Below are 11,326 nucleotides of genomic sequence, written 5' to 3' on the forward strand. Positions count from 1 at the left end.
GTTTCTCGACCTCGGGGGGTGCGTGCCGGACGATGCGCCGATCGGCGCGGGCCCGAGACGTCCCTACGCCGTCCTCCCCACCCGCTGGGGGGCCCAAACCATCGCCTCGTCGAGGTCCGTACGGCGGTGGTCGACCGCGTCGAGCATCCAGTTCTGTCGCACCGTCCAGGGCCGCACGCGACCCTGCTGCGGGAGGTGCTGCACGGCGCGCTGGACATAGCCCGACGACAGGTCGAGCACGGGGGCGCCCTCACCCTCGGGCCCCCGCTCGTCGGGCGTCCCGAAGGCGTAGCCGTGCTCGTCGAGGTGGCGCAGGTAGCGGGCGACGTACTGGTGGGAGAGGTCGGCGCGCAGCGTCCAGGAGGCGTTGGTGTAGCCGATGCACCACGCGAGGTTGGGCAGCCCGGAGAACATCAGCCCCTTGTAGGCGTAGAGCGTGTGCGGGTCGACGCTGCGCCCGTCGACCTCGAGCGCGATCTTGCCGAACGACACGACCTGCAGACCGGTCGCCGTCACCACGATGTCGGCCTCGAGGTGCTCGCCGCTCTCCAGGACGATGCCGGTCTCGTCGAACGTCGCGATCCGGTCGGTGACGATCGAGGCCTGGCCGCGGCGGATCGCCTTGAACAGGTCGCCGTTGGGGACGATGCACAGCCGCTGGTCCCACGGGTTGTAGGCGGGCGTGAGGTGCGTGGGGTCGAAGCCGGCGGGCAGCGTCGCGGTCGCCCGCTTGAGAAGCACGCGGCGCGCGGCAGACGGCAGTGCGCGGCAGAACTGGTAGAAGCCGAGCGCGAGGGTCGCGTGCCGCAGGCGGGTGACCCGGTGCGCCGTACCGGCGGGCAGGACCTTGCGGGTGAGCGCCGCCAGCGGGTCGCGCTGCGGCAGCGAGGTGATGTAGGTCGGCGAGCGCTGCAGCATCGTCACGTGGGCGGCGTCGTCGGCCATCGACGGGATGAGCGTGATCGCGGTCGCGCCACTGCCGATGACGACGACCCGCTTGCCGGAGTAGTCGAGGTCCTCGGGCCAGAACTGCGGGTGGACCACCTGGCCGCCGAAGTCGTCGAGACCGGGGAACTCGGGCGCGTAGCCGCGGTCGTAGTCGTAGTAGCCGCTGCACAGGTAGAGGAAGCGGGCCGTCCGCACAACCTCCTCGGTCTCGCCCGACGGTGAGGTCACGACGCTGGTGACCGTCCAGCACGCGTCGGCCGACGACCAGGACGCGGAGACGACCTTGTGGCCGAAGCGGATCTGCTCGGCGATCCCGCTCTCGCGCGCGGTCTCCTCGATGTAGGCGCGGATGTCGTCGCCGTCGGCGATCGCCTTCTCGTTGGTCCAGGGCTTGAAGGGATAGCTCAGGGTGTACATGTCGGAGTCCGAGCGGATCCCCGGGTAGCGGAACAGGTCCCACGTGCCGCCCATCGCCTGGCGCGCCTCGAGGATCTCGTACGTCGTGCCGGGCCGCATCTCCTGCAGCCGGTAGGCGGCGCCGATGCCGGACAGGCCGGCGCCGACGATGAGGACGTCGAGGTCCGCGGTGGTCGTCGGGGTGCCGGGCGGGGTCGCGGTGGTCGTCATCGGGGGGTCCTCTCGGGTACGGCGACGGGCACGCGGCGCTTCAGCCGCACGGTCAGGTCCTCCGGCAGGAGGGTGAGGCGCTCCTCGATCCGGAGCTGGTAGTCCGGGTCGGGCTCGAGGTCGTAGGCGTGGAGCAGCCGGGCGAGCACGAGCACGGCCTCGTGCAGGGCGAACTGGCGCCCGATGCAGGAGCGCTCGCCGGTGCCGAACGGCTTGTAGGAGTGCTTCATCCGGCCGCGACTGCGCTCGGGCAGGAACCGGTCGGGGTCGAACTGGTCGGCGTCCTCGCCCCATGCGACCGGGTCGCGGTGGACCAGCGGCAGCATGATCAGTGCCCAGTCGCCGGGCCGCATGCGGTGGCCCGTGGAGAGCGTGACCTCCTGCTTCGGCGTACGCGCGAAGCCCGGGACGGTGGGCCACATGCGCAGCGCCTCGTCGAGGCAGCGGCGCAGGTAGCGGAACTTCGGCACCTGCTCGAAGGTCGGTTCCGCATCCGGGTCGGCGCCGAGGATCTCGTCGGTCTCGGCCTGGGCGCGCGCGAGCACCTCGCGGTGCTGCAGCAGGTAGTGCAGCGTGAAGGACAGCGCGCCGGAGGTGGTCTCGTGACCGGCGACCAGGAAGGTGAGGATCTGGTTGCGGATCGCGGTGTCGTCCAGCGCTTCGCCGGTCTCGGGGTGACGTTCCTCGAGCATGATCCCGAGCAGGTCCTCCTGGTCACCGCCCTCCTTGCGCCGGGTGCTGACGACGTCGTCGACGAGTCGCTCGCTGTAGGCGAGGTGGTGGGCGTTCTTCCGCTTGAGCCGGGCGATGGCGAGGCGACCGAGCGGCGCGGCCGAGAGCGTGCCCTGCTGCTGGCCGGCGCGGAGAGCGGCGACCATCGCGTGGACGAAGGGGTGGGTCTGCTCGCTCTCGAAGGAGCCGAAGTCGCGGCTGAACGCGGCGCGCGTGATCGACTCCATCGTCAGCTTGGTCATGCCCTTGCCGACGACGACGGGGCCCTCGGTGGCGCCCCACCAGTCGAGCAGCTCACGGGTGACCTGGAGGAAGACCTCGTGGTAGCGCTCCATCGAGGTCTTGGCGAATGCCGGGACGAGCAGGTCGTGGGCGAGCGGCCAGTTGGGCTCGTGGCGGTAGGCGGTGAACAATCCGTCGCCGCCGTAGTCGCGCAGGGCGATCACCGCGGGGGTGAACCCCTTCTCGAAGCGCCGCTCGTCGCAGAGCTCCGCACACAGCTCGGCCGTGGTGGCGAAGACGAACTGCTGGCCGAAGATCTTGCATGCCGAGAGCGGGCCGAGCTGCGCCGCGTCCTCCACGAAGGTCTGGAAGGCGCGTCGCGGGTCGAGCCCGCGTACGTCGCCGACGATCGGCAGCCGGCCGGGAGGGTGCGGCAGACGCTGGCCGCTCCAGTCGTTGCGCATGAGGACCAGTAGACGGCCCTATTGAATCAGTGTCAAGTAGGTCTAGGGTGTGATCATGGCCCGCCTCCGCCTCTCCCCCGAGCAGCGCTCCGCGCAGCTGCTCGACCTCGGCGAGCGGCTCTTCGCGACCATCCCGTACGACGAGGTCCACATCGAGAAGGTCGCCGAGCTCGCCGGCGTCTCGCGCGGGCTGCTCTACCACTACTTCCCCGGCAAGCGGGCGTTCTTCGCCGCACTCGTGCGCCGCCACAGCGAGAAGCTCGTCGCCGAGACCGCGCCCGACCCGTCGCTGCCGCCCTACGAGCAGCTCGCCCGCGGCGTCGAGGTCTACCTCGACCACGTCGCGCGCAACCCGCTCGGCACCCGGGCGATGATGCGCGCGCTGGCCAGCGCCGACGCGGAGATGACACGGCTCACCGCCTCCACCGAGCACCTGCAGGCGACCCGCATCCTGGCCGCCCTGACGCCGGACGACGGCGAACCCCCGGCGCTGCTCCGCATCGCCGTACGCAACTGGGTGGTGTTCATCCGCAACGCCGCCCACGACTGGCTCGACGAGCCCGACGTCCCCCGCGACGAGCTGCGCGACCTGGCGCTGTCGGCCTTCGTCGGGATCCTGCGCGGGCTGCCGGTCGCCTCCCGCCCGGCGGGTCTCGACGACCTGCTGGCGTCGGTGGAGGCCTACGCCGGCTGAGGACGCCGGAAAAACCTGCCCGCCCCATGGATCACGGACCCCGCGTGCGCGCACTGGAGGGGCATGACCACCACTGAGCTCGCGCCCATCGAGCGCACCTGGCGACGGATCTTCCCCGAGATGGCGGCGGGAGGGTTCGGGCGCTGGGAGTCGACCGTGCAGTTCTACGGCCGCGTCAACGCCCTGCTGCGACCGGACTCGGTCGTCGTCGATTTCGGCGCCGGCCGGGGGGAGTTCCTCGACCGGCCCGACTCCTACCCGCGCCGGCTGCAGCTGCTGCGCGGCAAGGTCGCGGCCGTGATCGGCGTCGACGTCGACCCGGTGGTCGTCGACAACGAGGCGCTCGACCGGGCGATCGTGTGGCGCCCCGGCACCCCCATCGACCTGCCCGACGCCTCGGTCGACCTCGTCGTCTCCGACTACGCCTTCGAGCACATCGACGACCCCGCGGCCGTGGTGGGCGAGCTCGACCGCATCCTCAAGCCCGGTGGCTGGGTATGTGCGCGGACTCCGAACCGCTGGGGCTTCATCGCGATCGGCGCGCGGATGGTGCCCAACGCGCTGCACAGTCGGCTGCTGCGCACGCTGCAGCCGCAGCGCAAGACCCGCGACGTCTTCCCCACCCGCTACCGGCTCAACAGCCTGCGCCAGCTGCGCAGCGCGTTTCCGGCGCCGCGGTGGGAGGTGCACGGGTACGCCGTGGGCGAGCCGGCGTACGTCGGCAGCTCCCGTGCGCTGACCTACGTGCTGTTCGGGGTGCTGCGCGTGCTGCCGATGCGGCTGCAGCCGATGTATCTGTTCTTCGTGCAGAAGGCACCGAGTCGCGAGTTGTAACACCACCGGGCCGCCGCGAAACCCCGCCGAAACCGGCGGGGCACCTGCCGGCAATGCGCTCCCCGTTCGATGCGGATCACGCCCAATCGGGCGAATCCAGTCAAGAGGGAGCACTCGTGAACAAATCAGCATCACCCTCCCCCAGTCGTAGGCGTGGACGTCTCGGCGTCGGGCTCGCCGCCTCGGCCCTCCTCCTCGGCAGCGGCATCCTGTCCACCCAGACCGCGACCGCTGCCCCGGCCGCGCTCATCCTCGCCGACACCAACCGCGACGGAGTCGTCACCGCCGCGGACGCCGACGGCCGCGGCGTGTGGACCAAGACACGCGGCGCCTTCTTCCTCGCCAACCTGGACGACGACCTCGCGCGCTGCCCGAAGATCGATGTCGACGGCAGCCAGCTGACCGACGTCGAGCTCGCGTCTTGCAACGACGCCGCCGACCGGGTGGTCAACGGTGACGCCGACATCGCGGACCTCGCGCGCATCAAGGTCGCCGGTGTCGCCGCCGGCAGTGCCGACCAGGTCCGCGTCGAGCTGCGTGGTGTCGGCGCGTCGAAGGTCAACCTGTTCCGCCGCACCGGCGCCGGCACGAGGGCCTCCGACTGGAAACGGCTCCCGGCCAACGGCCACCTGCCGGCCGACCAGATCCGCTCCGGCGTCGAGCTCGGCCTCGAGGGCAAGGACATCATCCGCGACACGTCCTGGGACGGGACGGTCACGGTCCGAGTCGTCCACCTCAAGGGAGGCAAGCAGGTCGCCACCGACCAGGTCCAGCTGCGCGTCGCGCCCGTGCTCTTCGCCACCGACCTGATGCCGATGCAGACCATCTATGCCGCCGACAACCTGACCTCGGTCTACGACGGCCAGGAGGCGCAGCCGGCGGCAGAGCGCATCCTCGGCACGCAGGTGCCGTTCCGTGAGGACCTGCAGGAGGGCGTGGACCGGATCGGCAAGGGCGTCACGTTCGAGCTCCTGCCGAGCATGCAGGGCGCGCGCGGTGGCGGTGAGGGCACGGACATCTGGTTGCAGGACGTGATGGAGCCCGGGTTCATGTCGATGCCGGCACCCCAGGGTGAGCAGTCGATGAAGGTCTGGGTCCGCGCACCTGTCCGCGACGGGCGCGACAACGCCGGCGGCAACCCCTTCCGGGGCAGTGGTCGGATCGTGTTCACCGAGCTGCGCGGCCCGGACGTGGCCGGCGTCCAGCACTTCGACCCCGACTACGAGCCGGTGCGGCACGCGGGGTCGTCGTACGACACCTTCGGGTCCACGGGCAACTACGGCACCATCCCGGCGCACACCTACGCCGGCAAGAGCTACCCGCTCGGGCGCAAGATCTTCGGCTCCGCGGCAGGCGGCTTCACCGCCGACCCCGCGTTCAACGCGATGCTCGCGGCGCAGGGCTACCAGCAGCCCGTCGTGATCGACACGAGCTGGTTGGGCGTCGGCCACATCGACGAGCTGCTGTCCTTCATCCCCGCGAACACCGAGCGCGGCTGGGCGATGGTGCTGGCCGACCCGCAGCTCGCCTACGACCTGCTCGCCGACCTCGAGGAGCAGGGCCGCGGTGACGAGCAGCTGCTGCAGCCCTACGACTTCGACGTCGAGGGGGTTGAGTTCCCGACCACCACGATCTCCCAGACGCTGGCGGACCCGGCGATCAAGGAGGGCACCCGCAACGCCGTCCGCGGCATCAACAAGGCCCTGCAGGTGATCAAGTCCGAGACCGGCATGACCGAGGACGACATCATCCGCGTCCCGGTGCTCTACAAGGGCAACCGGTCGGGCGTCGCGATCCCCAACGCCGCCAACCTCATCGGCACCGGCCACAAGGTCGTCTTCGTGACCAAGCAGCACGCGCCGGCCGTCGACGGCAAGGACATGTTCGAGACCCTCATCGAGCAGCGCTTCGCCGAGGTCGGCACCGAGATCCAGTGGGTCGAGGACTACCGCTACGCGCACCCCAGCGGTGAGATCCACTGCACCACCAACGTGCTGCGCGACCACACCGGCGGCACCCCGTGGTGGACCGAGGGCAGCAGCACGACCGCCCCGGCCCCGAAGCCCACGCTGCAGCCGATCGTCCAGCTGACGAAGCCGCGCGTCACCGGCACCTTCCGTGTGGGACGCCAGATCAAGCTGCACATCGGCAAGCTCAACCCGAAGCCGGCGAAGGTGAAGGTCCAGTGGTACGCCGGCAACACGCCGATCAAGGGCGCGACCACGCTGAAGCTCAAGCTGACCAAGAAGCTGGCCGGCAAGCGGATCAAGGTCTCCATCACCGCCAGCAAGCCGGGCCACCAGACCCTGACGACCGTCACCACCGTCGGGAAGAAGAGGCTGCGCAAGTGACGCGCTGACCTGCGACACCAACGAATTGCGACATCTGGCACCACCGGAGCGCCTCCGGTGGTGCCAGATGTCGCATTGCGCGCTCAGTCGAGCACGACGACCGCCGACGAGCGCCCCGTGACCGTGCCGTCGCCGACGCCGGGGACGCCGAGGGGGAGCTCGAAGGGCGCGCGCAGCTCGACCACCACCGCATCACCGTCGGACCGCACGGTCCAGCTCAGGCCGGGATGCTCACGCCAGGCGTCGGTCGCGGTGAGGTGGGCGGCGACGTACGACCGGGCGGCGTGGGGGTCGATGTCGACGCGGGAGTCGCGGCCCGGCCGCGGGAGCCCGCGCTCATAGACCTGCTCCCCTTGGACACCGTCGGCCGCGGCGATCGCGGCGCTGTCGGCGAGGGCGGTGAGGCGCTGGCGCTCGAGGTAGGCGGCCGAGGCGTCGACCACGACCGCGACCAGGGTGAGCGCGACGATGAAGAACCCGATGACCAGCACCGCGACGCTGCCGGCGTCGTCGCGCCGGCTCACCGGTCCTCCCGGAAGGTGCCGTAGGGCAGCCGGTGCTCGGCGTCCACCGCGATCGTCGGGGTGACGGGGCCGAGCACATCGGGCATGAGCGGCAGGTCGACGGAGGCGTCGACCAGCACGGTGATGACCGAGCCCGGCGCGAGGCAGTTGCGCGGGTCCGGAGCGCAGCTGATCGTGACCTGCTCGGGCGCGGCGTCGACCCCGTGGTCGGTGAGCGCAACGGCGGCTGCCGCCCGGGCGCGCTGCCCGGCGGTGCCCTCGTCGGGGGCAAGGGTGAACGCACGGCCCGCTGCCTCTGCTGCAGCGGAGACGCCGTACGCCGCGCGCTGGACGGTGAAGACCGCAAGGACGACGTAGACGAGCGGGACCAGCAGCAGGATCGAGAGCCAGACCGCCTCGATGAGGGCCGAGCCGGCCTCGTCGCGCCGGCCGTGGCGACTCACGGCGGGTCCTCCGCGATCGCGTGCCCGCTCACCTCGAGCCGCATGGCCGGCCCCCACAGCCCGAGCGGAGGGACCTCGGCGCGCACGGTGACGCGTACGCCGGGCGCCCCTGCCACCACCGTGGGCTCGGCACGTACGTCGTCGGCGAAGCGGCCCGAGATGGCTCCGGCGATCCGCTCGCGGGTGCGGGAGACCGCGTCCGCCGGGCCGCGGTCGAGTGCCGCCGCGTGGCGCGCGCCCTCGGAGGCCGCGTTGGTGAGGGTGTTGCGCACGTGCAGCACCAGCCCGAGCTGGACGACTCCGAGCAGCAGCGGGACGAGCACGACCATCGCGAGGACGAAGTCGACGACGGCCGACCCGCGCTCGTCGGTGCGGTCAGGCTGAGACGGAACGAAGCGCATCGCGCAGGATCCGGGCGAGCTCCTCTCCGGCGACACCCCAGATCAGGACGACGAGGCCCGCGCTCATGATGGTGAGGGGTGCTTGAAGGCTGGTTCTCCCCCGGCGGTGTCGGTGGCGGGTGGCACCGTGCGCGGCATGACGGAGCTGACCGAGACCGATGTGAAGATGCTGGCGTTCGAGCGCCAGTGGTGGAAGTACGCGGGCGCGAAAGAGCAGGCGATCCGCGAGGAGTTCGGGGTGTCCGCCACGCGCTACTACCAGCTGCAGAACGCGTTGATCGACAAGCCGGCCGCGATGGCTGCTGACCCGCTCCTCGTCCGCCGCCTGATCCGCCTGCGTGACGCCCGTCGTCGAGCTCGGCCAGCGCGGCGGGAGGGCTGGGGGTGAAATGCACGGACGCCCCGGCAACTGTTGAGTCTGAGACTCAGGTCACCGAGGCGTCCGGCTGGATGCCAAGCCGCGCCCTAGGTTGCGCGACCCCGCGTTAGATAACCGGCCCTTCACGTCCCCTGGACGTCAGCGGGGCGCGGTGTTCATGGGTCCAGGATACTCGCAGCGCTCGGCTTTCCAGTGACCTTCAAGTAGGCGTCCGCCATCATCATGATGATGAACATGATCCCCGAGGGCGGCCCCCAGCACGTGTGGGTGACAAAGCGGTCGACGTACGACGACGGCGAGCGGCTGCCCGGGCTGCTACTCGAGTGGCGGCAACGCGAGGACGGCTCCTGGGAGGGCTGGTGCGTGTACGTCGCGCTGGGCCACCCGGAAGGCTCGGGCCCGCAGCAGTGGCAGGGGTGGATCCCGTCGGAGCGGATCGAGCGCGTCCGCTCCGACGGGTAGCCGCCTCCTCACATCGCGCCGGCCACGAACGCCGCCAGCGAGTGGTTGGCGTGGCGGTCCATGTCGAGGCGGGCGACGTCGTAGCGCATCGTGGTGTCGAGCTTCGCGTGCCGCGCGCCGCGCTGGACCTCCCGCGGCGGGACACCGGCGTCGAGGGCGAGGGTGACGTAGGTGCGGCGCAGCGCGTGCGGCGTCACCGGCTTGTCGATCCCGGCGACGACACCGAGGCGCTTGACCCACCGGTGTGCGGTGCGCCGGTCGAGGCGTTCGCCGTCGTGGCGCACCAGCAGTGGCCCGGAGGTGCGGTCGCCGCGGGCTTCCTCGAGCGCGCGGAGCACCGGGACGGGGATGGGTGCGGTGGCGGGCTTGGAGCCCTTCCCGACGAACGACAGCACCTGGTGGCCGCGTTCGACGCGCTGGTGGAACGACTCGACGTCGATCGAGCAGGCTTCGGTGACGCGCAACCCCATCAGGCCGAGCAGCGCGACGAGTGCCCACCGGTCGGGTGAGTGGTGGCGGGCGGCGGTGAGGATGGCGCCGAACTCGCGGCGGTCCAGGCCGATCATCCGGGCGGGGTCGGTGTGGACGCGGGGCACGCGCAGGAGCCGGGCGGGGTTGCGGTCGAGGAGCTCGTCGTCGACGGCGACCTCGTAGAAGGACCGGACGACGCCGAGGCGGTGCGCGACGGTGGCGGTGGAGTTGCGGCGCTCGAGGGTGAGGTAGCGGGAGAACGCTTCGAGCTGGGGCCGGCGGATCGCGAGTGGGTCGATGCCGTGGGTGCGGCACCAGGTGAGGAAGATCCGTAGGTCGATCTCGTAGAGCTCGCGGGTCGAGGGGTTGTCATAGCGGTCGAGGAATCCGTCGACGGCGAGCTTGGTCGCGGGGTCGAGAACGGGGGCACCGTTCGGGGTAGCGTGCAGCACTGGGCCTGCCTCCTGGCTGAATCAGGTGGTGGGTCAAGAGGTCCCGGTCCGGTGTTGGCGCACCTGGCCGGGGCCCGCTTCGTTTCTGTGGCCGTGGAGCATAACCGTCGAAACGGACATACCCCACGAACGCGAAGAACCGCCCCACCCGGCCGGAGCCAGGTGGGGCGGTGAAGGGCTTGCACCCCCTCACGGAATCGAACCGATCACAGGCATCCGCACGACGCTGGATCACGGCGATCAACCCGTGTCCGTCTGCGCCTCCCAAGCGGCGCCCGTTGTCGCCTACCAAGGCGGGGGCAAGTTCTGCGCTTCACTCGAACCGAGTGAAGAGTGCTGCTTATTGGTCAGTGGCATGGATGCGGGCCGGTCTAGAGACACCGCGGTGCTACCGCGGCTAGCATGGGCGACATGTTGGCCGCGACGATCACTCTGCTCCTAGTGGCAGGGTGCGCCCTAGCGCTCGTGCGGGGCGGGCAACTGCTTGTCTCGGCCAGCGACCTGCCGAGCGAACCCCGTGAGGCTCACAAGTCAGGGGTTCTGCTCGGCGCTTCGATCGCGCTGGGTTGCGTCACTCTGATCAGTGTCGCTCTCCGGCATCTCTAGTTCGCCGGCTTCCTGCTGTTCAACAAGGCGGTCGAGGATCTCGACCAGTGCTGGGTCGGGGCCGCCTTGCGACTCGATGGCATAGAGCGTGAGCAGCTGTGCAGCACCAAAGACAACCTGGGCCAGCAGGACGCGGCCTTCATGGGTCTTGGGGAACCGTGACCGAAGTCGCCGCAGTGGCTTCGGTCCTGTCTCCAGGTGGTCGAGCAGTTCACGCGGATCGTCGCCCTTGATCACACCGGCGGCCAGTTCACCCATCCGCTGGATCGCAGCAAGGTTCATGTCGTGGAGGCTGTATCTCCGGGGGTCCTCGGCTTCCAGCGTGAGCAGGCGACGTCCATCGTGAGTCTGGTAATGGGTGAGCTTAGGGAAAGCAGCATTGTCGCCGCATTTCTCACAGCGCCTGAATCCCGTGAGCATCGTCGGAGGGTCATCGAACTCGACCTTCTGCCCGGACCCCTGGCCGTGGTTGCACCGCACGCAGATCATCGGTGCGTACACCCAGGTCGCACCTGGAGCCACTGTGACGATCGACTCGTCAAGGTTGGCGACCATGAACGCTTCCCGCTCCTCCATCCGCTGGACGGTACCGCGCGGCGTGTGGATGTGTCCTGCATTCGTGGGTTCACCGCCAACGCGAGAAACCGCCGCCCAGCCACGTCGGCCAGGTGGGGCGGTTTCGTTCTGCGCTTCACTCGGCGGGAGTGAAGCCGGGC

The 11,326-nt window shown here is 70.3% G+C and carries 12 protein-coding genes; 5 read left to right on the forward strand and 7 right to left on the reverse strand.

Annotated features, from left to right (window positions below):
• Positions 1–63 precede the first annotated feature (63 nt).
• Positions 64–1,575, reverse strand: coding sequence for a flavin-containing monooxygenase (locus tag J2S59_RS00835; protein ID WP_068121408.1), 1,512 nt, complete (start codon positions 1,573–1,575; stop codon positions 64–66).
• Entirely contained in the window at positions 1,572–2,993 is a 1,422-nt protein-coding gene (locus J2S59_RS00840; RefSeq protein ID WP_068121405.1) for a cytochrome P450, read from the reverse strand. The genes J2S59_RS00835 and J2S59_RS00840 overlap by 4 nt, the downstream gene beginning before the upstream one ends.
• A gap of 55 nt (positions 2,994–3,048) precedes the next feature.
• On the opposite strand from J2S59_RS00840, the gene J2S59_RS00845 reads away from it, so the two are divergent.
• From J2S59_RS00845 to J2S59_RS00855, 3 genes are all read left to right on the forward strand, one after another.
• Positions 3,049–3,687, forward strand: a complete 639-nt coding sequence (locus J2S59_RS00845; protein WP_220138476.1) for a TetR/AcrR family transcriptional regulator — start codon at positions 3,049–3,051, stop codon at positions 3,685–3,687.
• Positions 3,688–3,750: 63 nt separating this feature from the next.
• Positions 3,751–4,521 (forward strand): class I SAM-dependent methyltransferase, encoded by a 771-nt coding sequence (locus J2S59_RS00850; protein WP_068121401.1) that lies wholly within the window; start codon positions 3,751–3,753, stop codon positions 4,519–4,521.
• 116 nt (positions 4,522–4,637) lie between these two features.
• The gene (locus J2S59_RS00855; protein WP_068123457.1) at positions 4,638–6,872 is read left to right on the forward strand and encodes a protein-arginine deiminase family protein; all 2,235 of its coding nucleotides are present in this window, start codon (positions 4,638–4,640) and stop codon (positions 6,870–6,872) included.
• A gap of 83 nt (positions 6,873–6,955) precedes the next feature.
• Here J2S59_RS00855 and J2S59_RS00860 read toward each other — a convergent pair whose 3' ends face one another.
• From J2S59_RS00860 to J2S59_RS00870, 3 genes are read right to left on the reverse strand one after another with little or no spacing between them, the layout of a single operon-like run.
• Positions 6,956–7,396, reverse strand: a complete 441-nt coding sequence (locus J2S59_RS00860; RefSeq protein WP_068123453.1) for a pilus assembly protein TadG-related protein — start codon at positions 7,394–7,396, stop codon at positions 6,956–6,958.
• Positions 7,393–7,839: a hypothetical protein gene (locus J2S59_RS00865; protein ID WP_068123449.1), complete on the reverse strand. Its 447-nt coding sequence runs from the start codon at positions 7,837–7,839 to the stop codon at positions 7,393–7,395. The genes J2S59_RS00860 and J2S59_RS00865 overlap by 4 nt, the downstream gene beginning before the upstream one ends.
• The gene (locus J2S59_RS00870; protein ID WP_306824717.1) at positions 7,836–8,240 is read right to left on the reverse strand and encodes a TadE/TadG family type IV pilus assembly protein; all 405 of its coding nucleotides are present in this window, start codon (positions 8,238–8,240) and stop codon (positions 7,836–7,838) included. The genes J2S59_RS00865 and J2S59_RS00870 overlap by 4 nt, the downstream gene beginning before the upstream one ends.
• Before the next feature lie 136 nt (positions 8,241–8,376).
• Between J2S59_RS00870 and J2S59_RS00875 the strand changes: the two genes are divergently transcribed.
• Positions 8,377–8,628 carry a DUF3263 domain-containing protein gene (locus J2S59_RS00875; RefSeq protein ID WP_068118935.1) on the forward strand — a complete coding sequence of 84 codons (252 nt, stop codon included), beginning with the start codon at positions 8,377–8,379 and terminating at the stop codon, positions 8,626–8,628.
• A 219-nt stretch (positions 8,629–8,847) separates the two neighbouring features.
• The gene (locus tag J2S59_RS00880; protein ID WP_181641689.1) at positions 8,848–9,081 is read left to right on the forward strand and encodes a hypothetical protein; all 234 of its coding nucleotides are present in this window, start codon (positions 8,848–8,850) and stop codon (positions 9,079–9,081) included.
• A gap of 8 nt (positions 9,082–9,089) precedes the next feature.
• Here J2S59_RS00880 and J2S59_RS00885 read toward each other — a convergent pair whose 3' ends face one another.
• Entirely contained in the window at positions 9,090–10,004 is a 915-nt protein-coding gene (locus J2S59_RS00885) for a tyrosine-type recombinase/integrase (protein WP_306824718.1), read from the reverse strand.
• A gap of 531 nt (positions 10,005–10,535) precedes the next feature.
• Positions 10,536–11,186, reverse strand: a complete 651-nt coding sequence (locus J2S59_RS00890; protein ID WP_068118920.1) for a hypothetical protein — start codon at positions 11,184–11,186, stop codon at positions 10,536–10,538.
• Positions 11,187–11,326 lie beyond the last annotated feature (140 nt).

Source organism: Nocardioides massiliensis (assembly GCF_030811215.1).
GTDB classification, from domain to species: Bacteria; Actinomycetota; Actinomycetes; order Propionibacteriales; family Nocardioidaceae; genus Nocardioides_A; species Nocardioides_A massiliensis.

Coding starts and splice junctions, on each gene's coding strand:
- J2S59_RS00880 (WP_181641689.1), top strand. CDS start 8,848: ATGAACATGATCCCCGAGGGCGGCCCCCAGCACGTGTGGGTGACAAAG.
- J2S59_RS00840 (WP_068121405.1), bottom strand. CDS start 2,993: ATGCGCAACGACTGGAGCGGCCAGCGTCTGCCGCACCCTCCCGGCCGG.
- J2S59_RS00850 (WP_068121401.1), top strand. CDS start 3,751: ATGACCACCACTGAGCTCGCGCCCATCGAGCGCACCTGGCGACGGATC.
- J2S59_RS00890 (WP_068118920.1), bottom strand. CDS start 11,186: ATGGAGGAGCGGGAAGCGTTCATGGTCGCCAACCTTGACGAGTCGATC.
- J2S59_RS00845 (WP_220138476.1), top strand. CDS start 3,049: ATGGCCCGCCTCCGCCTCTCCCCCGAGCAGCGCTCCGCGCAGCTGCTC.
- J2S59_RS00875 (WP_068118935.1), top strand. CDS start 8,377: ATGACGGAGCTGACCGAGACCGATGTGAAGATGCTGGCGTTCGAGCGC.
- J2S59_RS00870 (WP_306824717.1), bottom strand. CDS start 8,240: ATGCGCTTCGTTCCGTCTCAGCCTGACCGCACCGACGAGCGCGGGTCG.
- J2S59_RS00835 (WP_068121408.1), bottom strand. CDS start 1,575: ATGACGACCACCGCGACCCCGCCCGGCACCCCGACGACCACCGCGGAC.